Consider the following 20,223-nt stretch of genomic DNA (forward strand, 5'->3'; position numbering starts at 1 on the left):
AATCCTGGGAGAGCAGAGACACAGAGCCCTGATTGCTTACTCTTCATCATAAATTGGTGGTTCGCCCCAGCGAAACCAGGCACCCTGGGGGCGCTTAATTACATCCTTGCGTATATAGAGATCCAGCTTGTAAACCGGCTTAGGCCCAATACGCATCAGCGTTAGTCCGCCGGACCAGGAAGCCTGTTCGCTATCCTTTAATGTCCAGGTATTCCAGGCCACAGGCTCTTCTAGCCCACGCTTATTAATCTGCCAACCGGCCTTTGTAAGCTGGGCCGAATAGTGCTCAAGAAGCCGGGAAAGTTCCATCTCTTCTTTTAGCTGGAACTTGTCAAGAAAAAAGGTATCATAATCGCTCAAAGATACATTTCCGCCAACCTGATTACCTGTTGGATGATATAGTACTGGCAGCAGATTTTCTGTGATATGTGGAAGGTAGTCAGTTGTCCCCAGACGCAGCTCGATCTCAACTTGCGTGTCTGTTTTACCAGCTTTAGCGTTCACAGCCAGAAATGGGCCTTCTACAGTGCGCAAGAATGACAGTCTATTCTCGCTATCGTCTGAAATAGAGAGGGGTAACATCTTAGGAGAAGTGTCCACGCCTTTTTCCTTCAAGGCAGCCAGTAAAAGTTTTACGCGTTCCTGCCAGCCAGAGGCAAGCAGCGCCTCTTTGTAGAAATCAATGACCGCCTTCGGAGCGAGGGACGAATCGAACATGATCGAGATGCTTTGCCCTTGCAAAATTGTGCCGATGATACGCATGCCATCTGGAAACGGGATCTTCTCTGGTAGATCGTCAGGGATCTGGCCAGGCAGTATACGTCGTTCTGGCGTTCGCTCATCGTCGCCAAGGAAACGGGCCAGAAGTTGCTTGAACAGCTCTTCGCGCTCGTTCTCATCGAGAGCCCGTTTTACATTTTCATTCATACTCTACCTCCTCAAAACAAGAACAATTTTTCTAAATCAGTTTGTATTCTAGCATAAGGTTGATAGAAGCACAACATACATAAAGCTTATTTTTATATTTTATTAGTAACTGCCATAGTATGCTTGCCTGCCACCGGGCTGAAAAGCGCAAGTACTGAGAAGTTTTCACACAAACATTCAGCTATAATAGGCTCATAAATGCTACATTCACCATACTGAAATGCCTGATATCCTGGAGGGAGAATATGGATTTTTTCGCGCAAGGCAGATTGTCGGACTCGCCCTATGTAGAGTCTGTCTGGCAAGGAGGCGCAGAGAAGGATACTTCTCTTATGTGTCCTGCCGATGGCCGCTGGACCTTGCATGTGGCAAAAACGCACAAAGTTGTACATATGTCGATTGGAGGGCCTACGACGAAAGCTGTCCCTCTTACCCATTTTGAGGGGGTCGAGTGGCTGGCTATCAAGTTTAAACTTGGTGTGTTTCTGCGCGGGCTTTCTGCTCGCACCCTTCTCGATGAAGAGGCATCTCTGTCGCCAGCCTCAAAGAGTTACTTCTGGCTGGGTGGCTCTCGCTGGCAATTCCCTGACTATGAGAACGCCGACACCTTTGTAGATTGGCTGGCTCGTGCCCAGGTCTTGCTCTATGACCCTATCGTCTCAGCAGTAGTAGAAGATAGGCCCAGCAAGATGCCTATTCGGACGCTACGCTATCGCTTTTTGCGCTCTACCGGCCTGAGCATCAGCAACATTCGCCAGATCGAACGTGCGCGCTATGCCACTGCCCTCCTGCAAGAGGGTATGACGATCCTCGACGTAGTTGAGCAGGCTGGCTATGCCGATCAGGCCCATCTGACCCGTTCGCTCAAACGCATTATGGGACAAACGCCAGCCCTGATGAGAGCTATGAGTAAGCCTGAATCCGTCCCTCATCCCTACGCGGCCCTGCTGGCAGACTGAGCAGATTATCGATTATGAATCGCAAAAATTTTGCCGTTTACTTCAAGACAAACCCTCCATCCTAAGCTATGCTTCAGGCGTCCTGGTAATTCTCGTACATAACCAGGCTATAACTGAATTAGATCCAGGAGGGTTTTAACATGGCAGAAAACACAAAGTCCAATCCACAGGCCGCGTCCAGGGGCAACTATGCACAGATTAACGGCCTCAATATGTATTATGAGATCCATGGCGAGGGAGAACCTCTGCTCATACTTCATGGAGGATTTGCCACCATCGGCATGTTCTTCAATGTTTTGCCCAGGCTGTCGGCGGGCCGCCAAGTCATTGCCGTTGAACTGCAAGGCCATGGACACACGGCTGATATCGAACGGGATCTGCGCTTTGAATACATAGCCGACGATATCGCAGCGTTACTGAAGCACCTTAGCATTAAGCAAACTGACGTTTTTGGCTATAGTTTTGGAGGCACTGTCGCCCTGTACCTGGCGGCACAGCACCCTCAACTGGTGCGCAAGCTCGCCCTCGCCTCAGCAGTCTATAGCCCCGAAGGCTATCTCCCAGACATATTGGAAGGCTTGCGTCACGCCACTCCTGATGGCTTTCCACCCATTATGCGCGAGGAGTATGAGCGTGTCGCTCCTGACCCGCAGGGCTGGCCTCGCCTCATCGCCAAAGCGGCAAACCAGATCTCTGCCTGGCAAGGGCTACGACCCGAGGAAGTGCAAGCTATCAAGGCCCCGGCCCTGGTACTCGTTGCCGATGGCGATATCATTCGCCACGAACACACTCAGGAGTTGTCCCGTCTCCTCCAAGCTAATCTTGTCGTGCTCTCCAACAGCGATCATGCATCATATATGGTTGCTAGCTCAGAGGAATTGCTTGCGCATTTGAGCTCATTCCTCAACGCACCCGTGCAAGAGGGAAAGTGAGAAGTGTAGGCACACGGCAAAGCTAATTGTTAGGTAAAGGAGAACCTCTTTTTACTCCCATGTACCCATTTCTTTAAGAAGCGCGCTTCTCAGACGATAATAGTATGTTGCGATCTGCCTGGGAGGGTAGGGGCTTTCCTGCTCCAACCACCAGGTGATCGTATCGATGAGTTGTGCCGCCAGCAGCGTTGGCACTAATCCATCGGCAAAGGCGCAGATTTTCGCGATGGAGGGTTGATTGATGGTAACAGTTATCTCCTGGAGGTTGTACTGTATGCCTTCGGCGAGAGAGGCGCGCCACGTGCCCACAAACCAGGAGCTCCCTTTTTTCCCCAGGAGCGCGCGATAAAACCTTTGATGCTCTGCAATCTGGGCAAAGAAGCTAATCCACGCTTCGGGAACCGGCCGCGCGTCAGCTGATGAGAAGAGTTCGGCCCAGGGGTTCAGGGGAGGATGATAGGCAAAATGAGAAAGAACCTCTCGATACTTTGGCGCGATAGCCTCGTGCAAACTGACCATAGTTTCGGCAAAGATCTGCTCGACCAGATCATATTTATCCTGATAATAGCGATAGAAAGCTGTCCGGCTGACCATGGCGCGCTGCGCAATTTCCTCGACTGTGAGCCCATCGAACCCGCGCTCTTCGATCAAAGTGATCAAGGCTTCCCGCAGTAGTTTGCGCGTTCGCTTCACGCGCAAATCATTGGCATTCTGAGACATTTTCTCCCCCTTTGTTACATATGTTGCATTTCTGCCCGATTGCTCTTCGTTTCCCATCCGCGCAAATCTAGACTAGAAAAGAGGCAGGCAGTTCTGCAGGAGTGTTTATGCACAGCAATTGTTCCCTGTCGCTTATTGTACGAACAGCTTATTGAAAAGAAAGAATTCACGAATGAAGTACGGAATACAGGTTCCCCAGGGATGGCCGATGCTCACCGATCTCCAGGAGCCTGCAGTTGCCTATGAGCTTATGGTCCACACGGCGCAAACGGCAGAAGAATGCGGTTATGAGACGCTCTGGCTGGCGGATCACTTGATGCCAACTACACCCCATCAATTGTTCAACTTTGAGTGCTGGACCAGTACTGCAGCTCTGGCGCGCGATACCAAACGGATACGCCTTTGTCAGGAAGGGACCTGCCAGGGATATCGCAATCCGGCCCTTCTCGCTAAGATGGCCAGCACAGTCGATGTGCTCTCACATGGTCGCCTGACGCTGGGAATTGCCGCTGGGGAGCCCGAAAGCGCATTCCAGGCCTTTGGCTACGAGACCGCAGAAGCGCCCACGCGCTTGCAGCAGCTAGAGGAAGCTGTCAAGATCATTCTGGCCATGTGGCAAGAGGAAACTGTAACCTTTTTTGGCCACCACTATCAGGCGCACGGGGCAATAAACGAGCCAAAGGGCGTGCAGAAACCGCACATTCCCTTGCTCATCGCCGGTGATGAAGCACGGGTAACGCTCAAACTTGTAGCGGAGTATGCTAATGCCTGCCTGCTAGGTCCCGTTGACTTTAGCACACTTGAGCAGAAGCTGACCATCCTCAAACAGCATTGTGCTACAGTGGGACGTGACTTTGCAAGTATCTGGCGTGTAGCGACGGTCTTCTGTGCCATAGGTGAGACAGATGAACTGGCAATTGCTTCATTCTCCACGGCCTGGAAAGATCATCTGCAGGCCACAAAAGGCTTTATGGACATGTTCGCGGGAACCAGCCCTACCTTCCTTGCCCTGAGCCAGTGGTTTGGGGCTATTCTTGCAGGCGATGCGGCCGGTGCTAAAAGTCAGGGGCTAATTGGCAGTCCTGAGACGATTCGTGAGCGCCTGGCGATTTACGAAGCGCTGGGGATACAGGAACTACGCCTCATTTTCCCCGATGCGGCCCATCTTTTATCCATTCGCCACTTTGCCAAAGAGTTCATCTCCTAAGCACAACTCTCGAAGTCCAGGGATGCGGGCCAATCGCTCTCATTTCCGAGACTTCGAGACAACGCAGAAACGCAGCAAAGGGCCATAAGGCCCTCTGCCCGCCACAGACTTTGCTCGCTCTGAGCGGTGGAAGCTCAGGATGGACTGCGCTCCACTACACTCTTGGCTTTATCCAAACTACTCGACTAGGGGGCGACAACTGCGCGAACCGTATTCGGGCTCTCTTGATCCAACGCGTGCTTCCACAATACAGCACCGTCGCTGAGACGTACTGCGCTAATCGTGTTGCCGTTGGCAAGCGGAGTCAGGTAAACCACTCCCTCACTCACACTCGCAGATAAAGCATAGCCTTGCGGTATATCCAGTGATTTGCTTGTCCTGGCTCCTGTATTCAGATCATATGTTTCTAGCAAAGACCCGCCATGCTTCTGCGTATAGATAACATACAGTTTCTTACCGATAACTGTAAAAGGATATCGCGCGCATTTGCCCGGAGGGCTCTCGCAAGAATTTGGTAGTTTCCTGAGCGTTGAGCCGTCTTTGGCATTGATAACATAAGCTAACGTATTATCATCATTCGGGCTGCGATAAGCCAGGAACATGCCATCAGGCTGATTCGCCCCTGCATTAAGAAAAATGCGCCCGACAAATCCATCAAGTCTCCAGAGCTGCTGCCCATCGCCGGTATTAAACGCGTAGACATGGGGAGGCAGAGAATGCCCGGTTGCGTCTACCGGCTCATCGGTCTCAGCATAGATCTTATTCCCATTAACAAATAGGCCTCCAAATGATTGAGATGCGGATGATGCCTGTCTCATCCATAGGAGTTTCCCATCCCGCGCCTGCAAGGCATAGAGATTATTCCCCGAAACATCATAGAGCGCATCGCCTGCAGCAATAGTAGATATTGAGAATTCATGCCCTTGCTGCGGAGCCGCTTCTGTATAGTGCCAGCGCTCCGTACCAGTAGCTGCGTTTAGAGCGTAGAGGCTGCTATTCGCTAGCTTCAAGTAGACACTTCCATTGCTAAGTATATAAATCATCCCTTTAGCAACTGGTGTATAATGCCACTTTTCGCTCCCACTCTGCGCATCAAAGGCAAAAAGAGTGCCATCTTTTTGGCGCAGCACGAAAACGGTATCGTCCATAATATCAGGAGCATAATGCAGCCCTTGATCCAGGGTCTTGTGCCAGAGGATCGTGCCATCGCTGGCCTTAAGGGCATAGAGCGCAGGAGCTCCCAGGCCAGTTGCGAGGAGGACGGTTCCGTGCTCTACCCAGAGAAAATAGTTATGTTGCACAACATCATTTATTGGCCGTTTCCAGATTACAGAGCCATCTTTTCCGCTAAGCTTATAGACATTGTGCAGATCCGCGCTATAGATGTTTTGCTGCCCATCAGTTACTTTAGCCTGGGGCGCCGCTGGATGTGCCGCCGTCGATACGTTACTTGTTTGCCCCTGGCTCCCTGAAGGACGTACTACATTCGTTAGCACCAGCAGACTCCCAACAACCAGGCTAATAACGAGCACCGCGGCCAGGGTACTCAACCAGCGCACAGTTCTTTTTCCGAAAGAACCAGGAAAACGTGATTGTGTATGCATAGAAATGCTCTTCTTTCCGTAAAGACGCTGTGGATTGCTTGCTTCACTATCTCTTCCTGGGGCAGTTTGCGACGGTGCCGCCCTGGTTTTGGCGCTGACGATTCTAAGCCTGGCCCGCTCCAAGGATTTTCTATCTTCTTCTGAGATATCCAGACGATACATGTGCTGCAGTGTCTCGACCAGCCGCTCATCAGTTGAAACCGTTGCGCCCGGCGTCCCATTGCGAGCCTCAATCGAGCTGGCCAGTTGTTCAATCCGCTCGTCTACGGCTTCCGGTTTGAAGTGTTCTTTTTCGTGCATAGTTCCTCCTACCGTTCCTCGTAAAGCTTGCGTAAGAGATTCATGGCTCGCGAAATAGTGACGCGTACCGTTGATTCCCGTTTGCCAATAATCGACGCGATCTCAGCGCTGCGCAGGCCATGACCAAAGCGCAGCTGCATTACCTCCTGATGTCCGGGAGGCAGGCGCTTCAGAATAGCGAGTACCTGGCGCTCTGCTTCTTGTCTGAGCATCATCTGTTCGGGACCCTGCTCTTCGTCCTCGTACACAGTCTCACTGATCTGCTCCAGGGGTATACTGTGACGTCTATTTGCATGTCGATAGCTATCTACAACTTTGTTGCGCGCTACACGCCACAACCAGGCCACCTGCTCTTTTTCGGCGAGCTGCTCAAACTTTGGTGCCTCCAGCGCGGCAAGAAATGTCTCGACGAGGATATCTTCGGCATCCTCTCGTGAGGCAATATGCTGGCGCACATAGGTAAAGATTGTGGCCGCGTAACGCTGGTAGAGGACATCAGTCACGGTGTCTCCACCCGTCACAATTTTTGATTGATACATAGGTACCTCTGCATCCATGAGATCTCGCTATACCGCATCGTTTCAGGAGCAAAAAATGTTACACTTCCCCTCATGCAGGTACTTTTTCGGCTGAATTGTAAAGCACAAGCTGCGGGTCAGGACATTCTTAAGTTGAGGTAACGCCACGCAAGCTGCCAACAAGGCTTGAAGAAGGGGCAATAGAGGTATCAAATGGCGAAATAGCGATATGCATCAAGTTTATAGGGAGAGCAGAGCCACTTCAAGCCGCGTGGCCATCCCCATTTTCTGCTCTCCTCATCGCATTGCAAAGCGCGTGGGAAGTTGAAGCCGTAAATGGTGTGTTATCCTAGCGCAGATGGACAAAACCAAATTTCAAACAACCGGAATGAAAACGAAGTAGCCCAGAGCTACAAACAGCGATAGAAGCATCAGGACGACGGGAACTACTGTCTTCTCCAATCGCAAGCGCAAATGCACGAGAATAGCCACAAACATAGTAAGGGCCAGGCCAACTCCTGCCAGCGGTGTAAGCCAGGGCAGATAGCCAGTGGCTTTAGGCAAAATGAGCCCAAGCGCTCCTAAGATCTCCAGGATGCCAATCAGACGTATGAATGCAGGGGCCATATACTTTGCCCATCTCATCTCTTCACGTAACTTTTCGACCGGCTGTGCTATTTTCTGAAAGCCTGATGCCGCGAAAAGCAGGGCCAGCAAGATCTGTACAATCCAAAGCGCAATATTCATTGCCTCTTCTCCTTCTAATGATAAAAATGTTGGGATGTAGCATGAGCTCGCCAGTAGAGCAGCGCCGGTTGGTACTGCTTTCCTGGCAATCGGGTGAGATCGCCTTGCTTGCGGCTAAGACGAGTGCTCCTTTGGCGCCGAAGCTGCTGCCCCGCCGGCATGAGGTGCTGAGCCCGCGAGCGGCGTAGAGTCGAGGTATCTAACCTCATAGGAGCGCTCGGCGAACTTCCAGCCATCCGGAGTACGCCGGTAACGATCGTGGTATATGGAGTAGTTAAGGTGCGAGCTGCCGTCGCGCAAGCGTAGGATTTCTGAGATGTAGGCCCGGCCGACTGCGGTGTCGCCATGCAGCTGGATCGAGCCCGGATGCGTGGTTTGCACGAAGAAGTCCCACTGACTCTGTAGCTGCTTGCTCATGGCGCGGATCTGCTCCCGGCCAGTGATGTCAACGATAGGAGGTATCCGCCACACGCCGTCCTCGGTGAACAGCGATGCCAGGCGGTCGGGGTCACGCATCATTACTGTATCGGTGAACTCGCTGCGTAGAGCCTCGATTTCGATGCGATCAATAATGCTCTCAAAGTTGCTCATAGGTTTCCTCTTTCGTCTAGATAGTTCAAGTGCTGTGACATGAGGAGTCATGCACTCTCACGACTTGAAATCACTCCTATGACGAAAGGAAACTGAGGAATGTGACGAGTAGATAAACCCAGATCTTCCCTGATGGAAAGCGGGCTTTTGTATTTGCTCCTCTCTTACCACACATACGGCAGCAGCCGATAATGCACCTTCAAAGCGCCGAAAGCGGGATCTGCCCCGCTTCTCTGACGAGACTGGCCCCGGCGGCACTAACGGCATGCTTGCCTGCTTCTGCATCGCTAGCACCTGGAGATTCAGATGGAGCCAGTTCTGCCCAGATCCGGCGCTTCTTCCCCTCCGACGATCTCTCGGGCAGAGCGTGCACATTCCCGCCTGTCCTGGGAGGAGCGGCTCGCTCGCAATGCTCGCAAGACTCAGGCTGAGCGGATCACGCTCATCCTCTTCGGCATTCCCGACCGCCAGACAATCTTCCTCGGACTACCATCTACCTGAACCATCGAACAACTGAGTTGGAAGATGCTGGCTCAATCCGGTGGCATGCTCACTGCTGACCTTCCTCCCAGAGGGGTTGGGTGGTGCGATATTCGCGCACGGAACGGATTTTGTCCTCCGTGTAGCGCACAAGCGAGGCTCCTTCAAAGCTGCGTTGTCCTTCGAAGTTCCATTCCAGGAAACACAGCGACCCGGCCACCACCAGCGTGGTGATGTCCCATCGGCTGATCTTCCAGGGGCCGTACTCGCCTGCAATGCGCTTTTCCACCTCGCGAATGATCTGCTGCGCTCCACGAATGATCTGGCCTTGCGACTCAATGAGCACACAGTCCGGATCGAGTGTGCTCAGAATTTTCGTGGGGTTATATTCCTTCCACCCATCCACATAGATACGAATCAGCTGTTCTGCTCGAAATGAATCCATGTTTCTACCTCCATGTTCTGTTCAAAGGAGTCAGTTGAGGAGAAAAAAAGCCCTTCTCTAGAGAGGCTTCTCGTTTGAAATGGGTTCAGTCTTCATTCCCCTTGTTCTTCTCGTGCGTATTCTACGCTAGTATGCCTGTGCTCGTAAAGGGGCTGGTTCTCCTTCGCTTTTCGTCGCTCTCAACTTCCAGACAAGACCATCTCGTTGCGCATCGCGTGGGAACATGGAAGACAGGTCGCTTCGCGGGCCAGGATTTTCCTCTCCAGTCTGATGGAACGCGCCGGTACCCAGCAGACCAAAGACTGACCCCGCATGAGCAACGCCGAGAAGCCGATGGGAGTCTGCGTTTCGTGTATGGAGCCAGCATTCGCAGTTGTCGTACCTGTCGGCTGCGCGAACAGTGTCAATGGAATGGCAGCGCTCCCGCAAAGCTCCGCCACGTGAGCGTCCTTCTGCATCCACTCCTCGTCGGCTCTGCCCCGCTCCTCTGGCGAGATTGGAGCCGGAGGGCGCACCGGCGCAAATGTCAGCACCTCGTGCGACACCAGCGCATCAAGCTGAGCCTGCCACCTCCCGCCACTGCTTCGCCAGGCGCAGCAGACCTGATCCTCTCCCGTGCGCAACGCGCGCGTGCACGCCTCTTCTGGGCAGAGCGACTGGCTCGCAATGCGCGGAGCACGGCAGGAGGTCAAGTCACCATCAAGCTGTTCGGAGTTCCCAGGGATTTTGCTCTCGTTGATTGGCCTCACGCACGCTTCAAGCGCGTTGGACCAATCTTTGAAAACAGATCTGATTCTCTCTACGATCTCCAGGGTGCACCCCTGGTGGGCAAAACGGATCGAGACCTCGACAGAACGTCTTGCACTACTCCCGTCTGCGATGGTCCATAATCCAGTTCGTCTCCCAGGTCGTGCCTCCATCAAATGAGAAGGCTTGTTGCCAGCGAGCCGAGTTTGCCGTCACCTGGTCCCACGTAAAACGCACGTGGACTGGCTTGCCGTCGATTGGGGAGTCAATGACTTGATAAAACAGTCCCACACCCTGCTCAAAGTGCCCGACCAGTGGCCTGAAATCTGGGGGATTGCGATTATCGAGCCAGACGATCGACCATTGCTTGGTCTCCTGATCAAAGGCTCGGATCGTTAATCCGAGCACATGTTGCCCGGAGGGTGGGGTCGCCTCATACTGCTCGACACGAACCCGACCGTCGAGTTGTTTGGCGCTGGTGGAAACCGCCGAGAATTCTTCCCAGGTTCCCTCGTTCGGCGGCGCAAATGGGTTTGTTCGCCGCCGGTTGTGAATGTTCCAGGAGCCCAGGAGAAAATCGAAATCAGTGACTTCAGACATGCGTATGTGTTCCTCCCAAAAAATGATACTGTGGCTCCAGTATAGATGCTCATGCGGTCAGGATTGGTCCTGATTTTAGGGGTTGTGCCCAAAACGCGGGGCTAAAAAGGAGAGAGATGCCTGACTGTGGTAGGATGAAAAAAACCACGATATCCAGCCCAGAAAGGAATCTCTCATGCGCATACAAGTATCGCTCACCCTGGAACTGAATGCAAGCGCCGATCTGAGCCAGATGGAAGCACAGATCCAAGAGGCAGGCCAGTCCTGCATGCGCCAAGCGCTCAAAAAAGCGGTGGGAGCTTGGGAACAGGCTCACCGCAGCTGCCCCAGATGTGGCTCTCAGCTTGTCCGAACGGAGGGAACCATCCCTCGAAGCATCCTCACCCTCTTCGGTCCCGTCGATCTGACCCGCCGCCGCTTCCGCTGTCAGCGTTGCCAGAGGCGCTTCACTCCCAGCGGCATCCTGTTGGCTGGCTTGCAGCTCAGACGGGTGAGGGCTCCTTTGAAAGAAGCTGCCGTGCTCGCTGGCGCCTCCTGGCCCTATCGCCACGCCGCCGCCTGGCTTGCGCGCTTGAGAGGAGCGCACATCAGCGCCGAGGAGATCCGTCTGCTGACCAACCAAGCCGGAGCGAGCTGTGCCCAGCGGCACCTCAGTCAAGCCAGCCAGCAGCTGACCTCTCCCCCAGCGCCTGCTCAGGCTGCAACAGCCAACAGATCTTCCAGCCCCCAGGAGCTCGCCGTCATCGGCTTAGACGGCGGTTGGGTCTGCAGCCGGGAGCAACGAGGAGGCATGGAAGGCAAAGTTGGCGTGATTGCCAGCGGCTACGAAGGCGGCAAGGAGCCCGAGGAACCCAATGGGAACATGACCTGGTTCCATCTGGCCCGCTACGTGCAAAGCCACCGCCATCCTCCCCGGGTCCGCAGCCGCTGGAACACCCGTCGCTACGTAGCCACCTTTGCCTCCTCGCGCATCTTGGGAACCCTGGCGGCTCAGGCCTTGCAGGAGCTTGGCCTCGCTTCCCAGCCTCAGGTGGTGGTGGCCGATGGGGCTGGCTGGATCAAGAAAGAGACGGACACGCATTTTCCAGAGGCCCAGCGCATTCTGGATTGGCCCCATTTGTGGCGCACGATGCGCAAAGCCGCCAACGCGGTGCGCCTGCTGAGAGCGTGCAGCGCCAAGGCCCACGCCCAGCAGGTGGAGCATCTGGGCACCTGGTTGTGGAACGGGCAGGTCGAGCGGGCCCAGGCCCTGCTTGAGACCTGGCGTCAGGAGCTGGCGGCTCGGCAGGGTCCTGCGGGACCAGCCTTGCGACAAGCGATCACGTCTCTGCAGCAGCAGCGCGACTGGATCGGCTCCTATCAGCGCTGGAAAGAGCAAGGCTTTCCGGTAGGCAGTGGCATCATCGAACGGGCTGTGGCCCTGGTCATCAATCGGCGCATGAAACGACGAGGCATGCGCTGGTTGCGTACCAATGCGAGCGCCGTGGTCGCCTTGCGCGTGGATTTGCTCAATGCCGATTGGCAACGTCCTCGCTCCTCTCGTTGCTTTCCTTGATGCTCCATGGCCTCCCTGTGCTTGAGCTTAGCCCCACGTTTTGGCTAGAACCGATTTTAGGGGATTTGGTAGAAACAACGAGGCGATGCGCAACTCCTCTTTTTTACTCAGTTACATATTCTCGTTGCGCATCGCGTGGGCTTAGCTGGGCTTCCAGAATTGCTCTGTTGTATTTAGATGTGGAAAAGATTGCTTCTGAGGAACGTCACAAGCAAGAAACCTGCACAGAGGCTCCCAGCCATCCTTGACCTGATAGATTAATAGGCGCTCGGTGGGAACTGATCGACGGACGTGCGCAATATGGCGATAAAACGCCTCAATAGCCACGCTTTTTTCTTCAAAGCGGCCGGCAAACGTCCCTTGCCAGATCAATTTAGAGCGAAACTTTGTTAAAGGCCACTCACAGGCTATTAGCTTGCGCTCGAAATAATAAAGCAACCAGGCCAGAAGGCTGCGCGCAGCGCGTTGACGCCGGCGATAAATTGTCCGGCAAACGCTCTCGTACCAGCTCTGCGCATCACGTACAGTGAGAATAACCTTCGCCTGCGGATACGCCTGCAGCAAGCTCTCGTAAAAGGCGCATCCCGGCCAATCTACAGTCGAACGATAGCCACGAAAAATCTTACCCCAATCCTGCAGTTCTCCCTTGAGAGCCTGTTCCCAATAGGGTAGATCCTGTGGCCTTTGGCTAAGTTCGCTCATATGATAACAGGGACCAAAGCCCAGAATTTCAAGAGCTTGCTTTAAAGAACTGGTGCCAGTTCTGCCCCAACCTGCGCCAATTACTTGCAATCCTTCCCACTCCTCCAAGGCCGTTCTCTCCTTCCTGGCACCTTATTAAACAATGCTTCCGGACAGCCAACAGAGACAGAGATACAATGTCCCGGCCCCTATTACACGGTCGGAAAGACCGCACGTCGAACATATCTTGTACGAGCTTGCAGATGCTTATTTTCATCCAACCACCAAACAACTTGGCTGACAACAGGCAACTAAAGATCCTGGCCTTCTCGCACTCTTGGGAACTACACAGTGGAGCAAGGGCCTGATATAACAAAATTGTATAGAAATATCCATAAAAATTCTATAATTCCATCATTACAATAGGTTCATCATTACAATACTGTAATATTCTTTGTTTAACTTATATAAGAAAAGATGATGAGAGGAAAGAGCATCACGCGACGTAAGGGGACGGAGGGCGTAAGTTTATAGTGTTCATTTTCGCCGATATCAGGTAAACTGTGATTACGGCGGATTAGAAAGCCATCTGCAAAGGGCTTGCTGTATTTACTTGCATAAACGTTTTGCATTATCGGAAAGGATGTATGTATGCCTGACCCCACAAATAAAGCTGAGCTGCTAGAAATGGTGGAAGAAAGTTACGCGGCTTTCGAAGCGTTACTCGCTCCACTTAGCGAGGCCCAGTTGAGCGAGGCAGCATTGAGCAATGGTTGGTCGCTCAAAGATATCCTGGCTCATCTGGCAGCCTGGCACTATCGCGCGGCCCAGGTTATTGAGGCAGCTCAGCGCAATGAACAGGCGCAGCTCACCCCTTCGACGAAAACAGACGAAGAGGTGGACCAGTTTAATCATGCGACCTTCGTTGCTAATCGCTCACGCCCGCTGGCTGAGGTCAGGAAGGATTTCCGTAGCTCTTATCAACGGCTCCTCGCAGCAACTAAAGCCCTGAGCGAGGCGGCGCTGTTTGAGCCTGAATATTTTTCCTGGATGAAGGGCACTGCATTCTGGCAGGTTGTCAAGGGCGATACCTTTGGACACTACGCTGAGCACAAACCGGATATCGAGGCCTGGCTAGCGCGCCAACGATCCTGATCGTCTTTGCAACCAGGGTCTCGCGGCCACAAGCTTCGTTTGAAGAAGATGCCGGGCCGGCAATCGGCCTGCAAGCTATCGGCATCTCGTATGTCTGCTAAGAGCTCGGGCCAGGATAATCTAACGCTAACGATTATCCTGGCGAGCATATCACCAAACCAGAGCCTTATCTGTTCATCAAGCACTAAGCCTGTGCGCATGCGAGCTATAAGCTCGCATTGGGTCCCAGATAGCCGCTGGCATGGGCGATAATATCCTGAGTTCTCAAGGGCTTGCTCAAATAGGCGCTGGCTCCCGCCAAGCGCGCTTTGAGCTTATCTACAAGTCCGCAGCGGCGTGCGATAATTACGATGGTAATGCCGGCAAAACGGGGATGTTCTTTGAGAAAATGGGCAATTTGGTAGCCATTCATACGAGGTAGCACAAGATCCAGAAAGAGCAGGGCTGGCAGTTGCTCTTCGGTTCTTAACAGCCAGCGCAGAGCTTCGTAACCATCGGAAAAGGCGACAACCTGATAGCCAGCGCAGGCCAGGCAAAAGGCGACGATTTTGCGTGTGGTAGCCGAATCGTCAATGACCAAAATAAGCTTGCTCTGCCCTTCGTTCCCTACTACATTTTGTCCGTATCGATCCACGCGCTTCCCTCCGCCTGCAGCAATTCTATCAAGTCACGCATCTCCCACACAATCAAAAGGGCCTGGCGAATCTGGCGCTGAGCAATACAGCGCTGAAAACGTACAAGGCACAGCTGCATCTGAATCTGCAGTTCAAGCCACTCAGTCCAGCTCAAAGTCGTAAATGGGGCATCGTATCCCACCTCCTCCTCTACATTCCAGGCCTGGCGTATGGCCTTTAGAATACGGTGCCGTTGGGATGGTTTTTCCTCGCTCACATATGCCTCCTCAACAAAACCAGTGTGCATCGGATACCTTCTATCCGATAACTTGAGTATAGCATTACTGTATCGCATTTGTAAATATGATATGATTTGATAATATTAGTTACACAACCCTCTCAATAAACTACAGACATGAGTGAAAATGCAGGCCATCCAGAGCTTCCAGGATACGTTTCGATTAGAGGTGCGGCAAAACTTCTTGGTATTTCAGAAAAAACGGTTTATCATTATGTGGATCAAGGCCGTTTACCCGCAATGTGGGCTGCTAATGTATTGATGATCTCTATAGAGGATGTCCAGAAATTTCAACGCGGGCCCTCGGGTCGTCCGCGCAAAAATACTCCTCCCTGGCGCCTTCCTACGGGCGACAATACCCAATTTATGACTATGATCCAGGTGCAGATACGCTCCCAACAACATGAGGCGCTTGTAAAAAAGCTGGAACAGATCAAGAAGGGTGAGCGGCATATCTTTCCGGGCACTGCTATTCGCTCTATCATGCACAGCGAGACCGAGCCCGATCAGCTGGTGATCGTCCTCTCCTGGCGCAAAGCCGTCATGCCCGATCAAGCCGAGCGCGAGACAGCCCTTGAGGCTTTTCGCCGCGAGCTTGCTGATGTGCTGGATTGGAGCACTGCCCGCTATAATAGCGGCTCCGTCCTCATGCATACTTCCTGAGATAAGAAACTAAGTTCCGAACCAGGCGTGGAACAGGGGTTATAAAGGAAATGGATCGTGAGGATTGGGTGGAAGGACAAGCTCGGACCGGCCAAAAGCCTCGCCTGCGACAGCGAAGTTCAGACCAATATGCGCATCCATGGCAAGGAAATGCTCTCTCGATAGAGGAGAAAGGGTCGTGTGTCAGTGAAAGCGAAGAAGGCTTACTCTCGTCCTCGTTTCAGATGTGCGCCTTAATGAGTGAGGTGCTCGGTAGCGCACCCATGGACCCACCAGCCCTCCTCGCTTACATGCATCCCGGTTTCGTCTTGATGCAAGACCCGTGTCTTGAGTAGGGTTGTCTTGAGCTGCGTATCCCAGGCAGCCAGATGCTGATGACAGTTCTGGACACATGGCACTACCTTAGCAGATTGGTTGCCAGAATGCATGACGTAGCTCTTCTGAACAGTTACGGATTTAACATGTCTCCTCAGCTTCCCTCTTGATCACTGAGGCCTGAATACCCGCTCTGTAAGCAAGCTTAGGACTTCCCTTTGTTGAGGTCCTGAGCAGCGGCATCGGAGATCACGATCACATCCTGTCCATAACGTGTCACCTGGTCGGCAGCGAAGACAGAAAAACGCTTACTGATGTTTTCGAGCAATCCGCCAGCCATCTCGAAGGAGATGATGCGCATAGTAGCGGGCGTAGAGGTATCCAGCAGGATATTGCCCACGGTACCAACTACGTTGCCGCTTTCGCTTAACACACGAAAGGCGAGCAGGCTATGTCCCATCACCAGTGTGGAGAGTTCCTTTTTGTCACCTTCTTTGATGAGCATATTTTCGTGCGCGAAGGTAATGGCATCGGCACCTACACTGTGAATTGAACTGGCAAGCAGCACACGATGGCCGAAGAGCCCGGTCTTGATGAGGAAAGCGCGTATCGTGTTGCTCTGCTCGTCAAAATAGAAATCGTTTATTGTACCCATTTTGGTGCCCGTATCGATGCTTACGGCTGCCAGCCCCTTGATCTCTGACCATTTTCTGGTCTCTGCTGCATTGTTTTGCATATGCTTGTATCACCCCACCTGTAATGAGTGTTATGGCGAAGTCCGTTTCAGTTGTTTGACCGTTGTTACAATGGCGGATTTCTGCCAGGAGCAAATGGCGCAACCCTCTGCGAACCGGCTCTAGATCGAGGAAGATCCAAAAAAACCTTGTGCCATAGAAAATGACTGCGCTTTTTTCAGCCATCTTCTCAATCCGGCCCTCAATACTTCAGAGCCAGAAAGCAACACGAAATGTAACAAAGTTGACGCATAAAATGGTGCATCTTTCTGTGAAACCGCTTCTAGGCTGGTTTGGTTCTTTGCCAGGTATGTTGTCGTATTGCTCAAAAATAAGAGTTCAAGAGCAGACAGTGAGAGCGATGAAAAAAAGATCTAAGATCTGCCATTTTATGCGGCAGACGAGCATCTTCTGTCAGCTCACTCAAAAGTTGCGCTAATAATCAGGGCAAAGCCGCGCAATTTACCTGTCAAACGATAGTGTACCTTGCCGTGTCAATAGCGGGTTCAAATTCCCCATCACTGACAGCTGCTATCAGCACTTTCGTCTTCAACGCCTTGAACCTCCCAAGCCAGACCGGATCACACGCATCATTCGCTCAACCTATCACAGTTTTGAAACACGTCTGTATGAGACCACGCTCGGCAGTTTAGATGAAAGGGAGAGATAAGAAACCAAGTTCCGAGCCAGGCGTGGAACTGGGGCTATAAAGAAAATGGATCGTGTTTGAGGGAAGAGCCACCCGCAGACTTGTAAGGATTTCGCCCGTGGAATGGGCCAGTCTACAATGCTGGGCTTTACATCTCTACTGAAATAGTAATGATAAAATAGGCATCTGAAGAAGAAATACAAGACCACTGGAACGGGAAGTGAAACGAATAGACCTATGCAAGGGAAAGACAACACGGAAGAAGCTGCATCTACAAATAATCTGCCACAGACGGTGCCTACGACGAATGAGGAATTGCAAGAAACAGCGATAGATAACACAGCGGATATCACTCCCAGGTATATGACAACGGCGCTCATTGTGCTTGCTGGCTGTGTGGCCCTGATGTTTACTGGTTTTGGAATTATCATCCCCATTTTTCCGCAGCGGTTGGCGTCGTTGGGGCTGGGAGTGGAGATGCTGGCACTAATGGAGGGAGCTTTTGGCCTGGGTACGTTCCTTTTCAGCGCGCCTCTAGGGATATTAGCAGATCGTATTGGTCGTAAACCGGTTGTACTGTTCAGTCTTGGTGGTTTCATCCTTACCAATCTGGTACTGGCGACTGTCAATATCCCAGCCTTGTTTCTAGCTGTACGCTTCGTTGAGGGCGCAGTGGCTGCTGGTCTGATGCCTGCCGCAATGGCAATCGTAGGGGATAGCGTGCCAGTAACTCATCAGGGGCGCTGGGTTGGGTACATCTCTTCAGCGAGCGCGGCAGGAATTGCGCTGGGTCCGGGGCTGGGTGGATTTCTCTACCAGATATTGGGGTACTCTAGTCCCTTTCTGCTCTCGGCTGGGCTCGCATTACTAGCATCTGTCTTGACGCTTGTGCTCTTGCCGGAGACCCTTGCAAAACAGGTGCTCAAAGAGAGACGGCAGCGCAAGAGGAAGCAGCAAGAAAAGGGATCAGATGCTACTACGCTGGTAACGGTGAGGCTCGTATGGATCTTCCTGCCACTGCTCAGCATTGACCTTTTGGTAGCGTTTTGGTTTCCCTTCATTTTGCCCCAACTGCCCTTCTATTTCGCGAAGGTGCTTCATCTTCAACCGATTGATTACGGCCTGATCATCAGCAGCGCTAGCAGCGGATTTGCGGTATTCCCCTTGATTTTTGGGCGTCTTAGCGATACCTCCTCGAAAAAGCTGCTGATCGTGATCGGTGGGCTGCTTGATATGTCTTTCTGTCTCGGGCTGCTCTTTCTCCATCAATACCCACTGCTGATCGTGACAAGCGTCATCAGTAGTCTGGGGGCTTCGTTGATCCTGCCAGCGCTGGCGGCGGTGTATTTGGGAACGACAACGGAGCGTAATCGTTCGCAGGTCATGGGCTTGCGAGAAACGGCCATCTCGTTGGGGGTGTTGCTTGGTCCGCTGGCACAGGCGGTGACTGGGCCATTCATCACGGCCCAGACGGCGTTCGCCGTTGGTGCTGTAATATACCTGCTGGCCATTCTGCTAGCGCTGGTTGCTTTGAAAGATCCGCCAAAGTCGGGAGAGCATCAAAGTTCTTGAAGCCTTCTATAATTGGTCGAGATTAGAGCATTCCGTGCAAGGATTGTTCTCTTTATGAGCCGCCAGTCATTTCCCTCTCACCATTTGCTTACGGGCATGACGTTGACCTCGACAGTTCAGCAGAACTCAGGTATACTTTGGGAAAAAGCGGCTTCTGCTTTCTCACACGCAGAAGTCACAGGCAAGGAGGCCCCAGCATGAGCGAGCAGCCAGGCGAACATCCTAGCACCTATATGGTCCAGGATCGCTCCAACCAGCAAGAACTTGAGCGGGTCCATCTACAGGATCAGATGATCACCACAGCTATGGGCGGCGTGCTCCCCGAACAAGAAGATTCCACAGCCTTGAGACGCATCTTAGATGTCGGCTGCGGCACCGGCGATTGGTCCATCGAGGTCGCCAGAACCCTGCCCACGCTAGAACGTGTGGTGGGCGTGGATATGAGTGCACACATGCTCACTTTCGCCCGTGAGCAAGCCCAGCAGCAGGGTGCCGAGCGGGTCGAGTTTGCCAGCATGGACGCCTTGCGCATGCTCGAATTTCCTAACGCCTCTTTTGATCTTGTCAATCAGCGCTTCGGCCAGAGCTGGATACGCACCTGGGACTGGCCCAAGCTCCTCAGCGAGTATCAGCGCGTCTGTCGGCCCGGCGGCATCATCCGCATCACCGAAGGAACCTTTTCTCTGGAGAGCTTCAGCCCAGCGCTTAACCGGCTTAATGAGCTCTGCATGCAAGCCTTCTTCCAGGCGGGCCATCTCTTCACACCCACCGGTGACGGAATCACTAGCCATCTTGCCCGCGTGCTCACCCAGTACGGGCTCACCCAGGTGCAAACACACACCTGGAACCTGGAATTTCGCGCTGGAACCCCAGCCGGCCAACTCTGCATAGAAGATATACGGCAAGGCTATCGCACGATCATGCCTTTTCTGCGCAAATGGGGTAGCATGCCGAAGGACTATGAGCAGCTCTATCACCAGGCGCTCCGCGAGTTGCAAGAGCCTGGCTGGGCCTCTCCCTGGACCCTGGTGACCGCCTGGGGCCGCAATCCGGGCCCCACGAGCGCGCATCTGCGCTTCGCCTGAATAAGGAGAGGAGATGCGCCAGCCTGCTCGCCTTGAAGCAGACTGCCGATCCGAGGTAGCAGAGATGGCGCGCAGCTTTTCATTAAACAGATCTGGCCCTTTCAGAACCCGGGCCATGCCTGTTC

At 53.0% G+C, this 20,223-nt stretch carries 23 protein-coding genes; 10 read left to right on the forward strand and 13 right to left on the reverse strand.

The window, feature by feature from the left end; all coding sequences use genetic code 11:
• Positions 1–36: 36 nt before the first annotated feature.
• The gene (locus EPA93_RS03315) at positions 37–927 is read right to left on the reverse strand and encodes a hypothetical protein (RefSeq protein ID WP_129885674.1); all 891 of its coding nucleotides are present in this window, start codon (positions 925–927) and stop codon (positions 37–39) included.
• A 332-nt stretch (positions 928–1,259) separates the two neighbouring features.
• On the opposite strand from EPA93_RS03315, the gene EPA93_RS03320 reads away from it, so the two are divergent.
• Together EPA93_RS03320 and EPA93_RS03325 are read left to right on the forward strand one after the other, a co-directional pair.
• The gene (locus tag EPA93_RS03320) at positions 1,260–1,886 is read left to right on the forward strand and encodes a helix-turn-helix domain-containing protein (RefSeq protein WP_165422846.1); all 627 of its coding nucleotides are present in this window, start codon (positions 1,260–1,262) and stop codon (positions 1,884–1,886) included.
• Between the two features lie 140 nt (positions 1,887–2,026).
• The gene (locus EPA93_RS03325) at positions 2,027–2,818 is read left to right on the forward strand and encodes an alpha/beta fold hydrolase (protein WP_129885676.1); all 792 of its coding nucleotides are present in this window, start codon (positions 2,027–2,029) and stop codon (positions 2,816–2,818) included.
• Between the two features lie 51 nt (positions 2,819–2,869).
• On the opposite strand, the gene EPA93_RS03330 is transcribed toward EPA93_RS03325, so the two are convergent.
• The gene (locus tag EPA93_RS03330) at positions 2,870–3,538 is read right to left on the reverse strand and encodes a TetR/AcrR family transcriptional regulator (RefSeq protein WP_129885677.1); all 669 of its coding nucleotides are present in this window, start codon (positions 3,536–3,538) and stop codon (positions 2,870–2,872) included.
• A 172-nt stretch (positions 3,539–3,710) separates the two neighbouring features.
• On the opposite strand from EPA93_RS03330, the gene EPA93_RS03335 reads away from it, so the two are divergent.
• Positions 3,711–4,745, forward strand: a complete 1,035-nt coding sequence (locus EPA93_RS03335) for an LLM class flavin-dependent oxidoreductase (RefSeq protein WP_207229436.1) — start codon at positions 3,711–3,713, stop codon at positions 4,743–4,745.
• Between the two features lie 185 nt (positions 4,746–4,930).
• Here EPA93_RS03335 and EPA93_RS03340 read toward each other — a convergent pair whose 3' ends face one another.
• The 4 genes from EPA93_RS03340 to EPA93_RS03355 form a co-directional block, all read right to left on the reverse strand.
• Positions 4,931–6,649 carry an outer membrane protein assembly factor BamB family protein gene (locus EPA93_RS03340; protein ID WP_129885678.1) on the reverse strand — a complete coding sequence of 573 codons (1,719 nt, stop codon included), beginning with the start codon at positions 6,647–6,649 and terminating at the stop codon, positions 4,931–4,933.
• A gap of 8 nt (positions 6,650–6,657) precedes the next feature.
• Positions 6,658–7,188: an RNA polymerase sigma factor gene (locus EPA93_RS03345; RefSeq protein ID WP_129885679.1), complete on the reverse strand. Its 531-nt coding sequence runs from the start codon at positions 7,186–7,188 to the stop codon at positions 6,658–6,660.
• Between the two features lie 354 nt (positions 7,189–7,542).
• A complete protein-coding gene (locus tag EPA93_RS03350) occupies positions 7,543–7,914 on the reverse strand; it encodes a DoxX family protein (RefSeq protein WP_129885680.1) in 372 nt (123 codons plus the stop codon).
• 114 nt (positions 7,915–8,028) lie between these two features.
• A complete protein-coding gene (locus EPA93_RS03355; protein ID WP_129885681.1) occupies positions 8,029–8,505 on the reverse strand; it encodes a nuclear transport factor 2 family protein in 477 nt (158 codons plus the stop codon).
• A gap of 306 nt (positions 8,506–8,811) precedes the next feature.
• Here EPA93_RS03355 and EPA93_RS03360 point away from each other — a divergent pair, with 306 nt between their 5' ends.
• Positions 8,812–9,006 (forward strand): hypothetical protein, encoded by a 195-nt coding sequence (locus EPA93_RS03360; protein ID WP_129885682.1) that lies wholly within the window; start codon positions 8,812–8,814, stop codon positions 9,004–9,006.
• Between the two features lie 49 nt (positions 9,007–9,055).
• Here EPA93_RS03360 and EPA93_RS03365 read toward each other — a convergent pair whose 3' ends face one another.
• A complete protein-coding gene (locus EPA93_RS03365; protein ID WP_129885683.1) occupies positions 9,056–9,430 on the reverse strand; it encodes a nuclear transport factor 2 family protein in 375 nt (124 codons plus the stop codon).
• 74 nt (positions 9,431–9,504) lie between these two features.
• Between EPA93_RS03365 and EPA93_RS48990 the strand changes: the two genes are divergently transcribed.
• Positions 9,505–10,320 carry a hypothetical protein gene (locus EPA93_RS48990; RefSeq protein WP_207229437.1) on the forward strand — a complete coding sequence of 272 codons (816 nt, stop codon included), beginning with the start codon at positions 9,505–9,507 and terminating at the stop codon, positions 10,318–10,320.
• Here the strand turns inward: EPA93_RS48990 and EPA93_RS03375 are convergent.
• Positions 10,295–10,777 carry a DUF1579 family protein gene (locus EPA93_RS03375; RefSeq protein WP_129885684.1) on the reverse strand — a complete coding sequence of 161 codons (483 nt, stop codon included), beginning with the start codon at positions 10,775–10,777 and terminating at the stop codon, positions 10,295–10,297. The two genes, EPA93_RS48990 and EPA93_RS03375, sit on opposite strands and share 26 nt — an antisense overlap.
• Positions 10,778–10,952: 175 nt before the next feature.
• Here EPA93_RS03375 and EPA93_RS03380 point away from each other — a divergent pair, with 175 nt between their 5' ends.
• Positions 10,953–12,332 carry a hypothetical protein gene (locus EPA93_RS03380; RefSeq protein WP_129885685.1) on the forward strand — a complete coding sequence of 460 codons (1,380 nt, stop codon included), beginning with the start codon at positions 10,953–10,955 and terminating at the stop codon, positions 12,330–12,332.
• Between the two features lie 141 nt (positions 12,333–12,473).
• Here EPA93_RS03380 and EPA93_RS03385 read toward each other — a convergent pair whose 3' ends face one another.
• Complete coding sequence (locus tag EPA93_RS03385; RefSeq protein WP_207229438.1) at positions 12,474–13,142, reverse strand: sulfotransferase family protein; 669 nt, start codon at positions 13,140–13,142, stop codon at positions 12,474–12,476.
• A gap of 522 nt (positions 13,143–13,664) precedes the next feature.
• Between EPA93_RS03385 and EPA93_RS03390 the strand changes: the two genes are divergently transcribed.
• Positions 13,665–14,168: a ClbS/DfsB family four-helix bundle protein gene (locus EPA93_RS03390; RefSeq protein WP_129885686.1), complete on the forward strand. Its 504-nt coding sequence runs from the start codon at positions 13,665–13,667 to the stop codon at positions 14,166–14,168.
• Between the two features lie 205 nt (positions 14,169–14,373).
• Here EPA93_RS03390 and EPA93_RS03395 read toward each other — a convergent pair whose 3' ends face one another.
• Together EPA93_RS03395 and EPA93_RS03400 are read right to left on the reverse strand one after the other, a co-directional pair.
• Complete coding sequence (locus tag EPA93_RS03395; protein WP_129885687.1) at positions 14,374–14,802, reverse strand: response regulator; 429 nt, start codon at positions 14,800–14,802, stop codon at positions 14,374–14,376.
• Complete coding sequence (locus tag EPA93_RS03400) at positions 14,778–15,059, reverse strand: hypothetical protein (RefSeq protein WP_129885688.1); 282 nt, start codon at positions 15,057–15,059, stop codon at positions 14,778–14,780. The genes EPA93_RS03395 and EPA93_RS03400 overlap by 25 nt, the downstream gene beginning before the upstream one ends.
• Before the next feature lie 138 nt (positions 15,060–15,197).
• On the opposite strand from EPA93_RS03400, the gene EPA93_RS03405 reads away from it, so the two are divergent.
• Entirely contained in the window at positions 15,198–15,743 is a 546-nt protein-coding gene (locus tag EPA93_RS03405) for a helix-turn-helix domain-containing protein (RefSeq protein WP_129885689.1), read from the forward strand.
• Between the two features lie 233 nt (positions 15,744–15,976).
• Here EPA93_RS03405 and EPA93_RS03410 read toward each other — a convergent pair whose 3' ends face one another.
• Both EPA93_RS03410 and EPA93_RS03415 read right to left on the reverse strand, forming a co-directional pair.
• A complete protein-coding gene (locus tag EPA93_RS03410) occupies positions 15,977–16,171 on the reverse strand; it encodes a transposase (protein ID WP_129885690.1) in 195 nt (64 codons plus the stop codon).
• A gap of 92 nt (positions 16,172–16,263) precedes the next feature.
• Positions 16,264–16,794: a PRC-barrel domain-containing protein gene (locus EPA93_RS03415; RefSeq protein ID WP_129885691.1), complete on the reverse strand. Its 531-nt coding sequence runs from the start codon at positions 16,792–16,794 to the stop codon at positions 16,264–16,266.
• An 884-nt stretch (positions 16,795–17,678) separates the two neighbouring features.
• On the opposite strand from EPA93_RS03415, the gene EPA93_RS03420 reads away from it, so the two are divergent.
• A complete protein-coding gene (locus EPA93_RS03420; RefSeq protein WP_129885692.1) occupies positions 17,679–19,013 on the forward strand; it encodes an MFS transporter in 1,335 nt (444 codons plus the stop codon).
• A gap of 197 nt (positions 19,014–19,210) precedes the next feature.
• Positions 19,211–20,098 carry a class I SAM-dependent methyltransferase gene (locus EPA93_RS03425; protein ID WP_129885693.1) on the forward strand — a complete coding sequence of 296 codons (888 nt, stop codon included), beginning with the start codon at positions 19,211–19,213 and terminating at the stop codon, positions 20,096–20,098.
• The last annotated feature ends 125 nt before the right edge of the window (positions 20,099–20,223 follow it).

Origin of the sequence: Ktedonosporobacter rubrisoli (genome assembly GCF_004208415.1) — a bacterium.
Lineage (GTDB): Bacteria > Chloroflexota > Ktedonobacteria > Ktedonobacterales > Ktedonobacteraceae > Ktedonosporobacter > Ktedonosporobacter rubrisoli.

Bases quoted from the DNA above. Each gene is read 5' to 3' on its own strand.
- EPA93_RS03315 (WP_129885674.1), bottom strand. From the start codon at position 927: ATGAATGAAAATGTAAAACGGGCTCTCGATGAGAACGAGCGCGAAGAG.
- EPA93_RS03320 (WP_165422846.1), top strand. From the start codon at position 1,260: ATGTGTCCTGCCGATGGCCGCTGGACCTTGCATGTGGCAAAAACGCAC.
- EPA93_RS03325 (WP_129885676.1), top strand. From the start codon at position 2,027: ATGGCAGAAAACACAAAGTCCAATCCACAGGCCGCGTCCAGGGGCAAC.
- EPA93_RS03330 (WP_129885677.1), bottom strand. From the start codon at position 3,538: ATGTCTCAGAATGCCAATGATTTGCGCGTGAAGCGAACGCGCAAACTA.
- EPA93_RS03335 (WP_207229436.1), top strand. From the start codon at position 3,711: ATGAAGTACGGAATACAGGTTCCCCAGGGATGGCCGATGCTCACCGAT.
- EPA93_RS03340 (WP_129885678.1), bottom strand. From the start codon at position 6,649: ATGCACGAAAAAGAACACTTCAAACCGGAAGCCGTAGACGAGCGGATT.
- EPA93_RS03345 (WP_129885679.1), bottom strand. From the start codon at position 7,188: ATGTATCAATCAAAAATTGTGACGGGTGGAGACACCGTGACTGATGTC.
- EPA93_RS03350 (WP_129885680.1), bottom strand. From the start codon at position 7,914: ATGAATATTGCGCTTTGGATTGTACAGATCTTGCTGGCCCTGCTTTTC.
- EPA93_RS03355 (WP_129885681.1), bottom strand. From the start codon at position 8,505: ATGAGCAACTTTGAGAGCATTATTGATCGCATCGAAATCGAGGCTCTA.
- EPA93_RS03360 (WP_129885682.1), top strand. From the start codon at position 8,812: ATGGAGCCAGTTCTGCCCAGATCCGGCGCTTCTTCCCCTCCGACGATC.
- EPA93_RS03365 (WP_129885683.1), bottom strand. From the start codon at position 9,430: ATGGATTCATTTCGAGCAGAACAGCTGATTCGTATCTATGTGGATGGG.
- EPA93_RS03375 (WP_129885684.1), bottom strand. From the start codon at position 10,777: ATGTCTGAAGTCACTGATTTCGATTTTCTCCTGGGCTCCTGGAACATT.
- EPA93_RS03380 (WP_129885685.1), top strand. From the start codon at position 10,953: ATGCGCATACAAGTATCGCTCACCCTGGAACTGAATGCAAGCGCCGAT.
- EPA93_RS03390 (WP_129885686.1), top strand. From the start codon at position 13,665: ATGCCTGACCCCACAAATAAAGCTGAGCTGCTAGAAATGGTGGAAGAA.
- EPA93_RS03405 (WP_129885689.1), top strand. From the start codon at position 15,198: ATGAGTGAAAATGCAGGCCATCCAGAGCTTCCAGGATACGTTTCGATT.
- EPA93_RS03410 (WP_129885690.1), bottom strand. From the start codon at position 16,171: ATGCATTCTGGCAACCAATCTGCTAAGGTAGTGCCATGTGTCCAGAAC.
- EPA93_RS03415 (WP_129885691.1), bottom strand. From the start codon at position 16,794: ATGCAAAACAATGCAGCAGAGACCAGAAAATGGTCAGAGATCAAGGGG.
- EPA93_RS03420 (WP_129885692.1), top strand. From the start codon at position 17,679: ATGCAAGGGAAAGACAACACGGAAGAAGCTGCATCTACAAATAATCTG.
- EPA93_RS03425 (WP_129885693.1), top strand. From the start codon at position 19,211: ATGAGCGAGCAGCCAGGCGAACATCCTAGCACCTATATGGTCCAGGAT.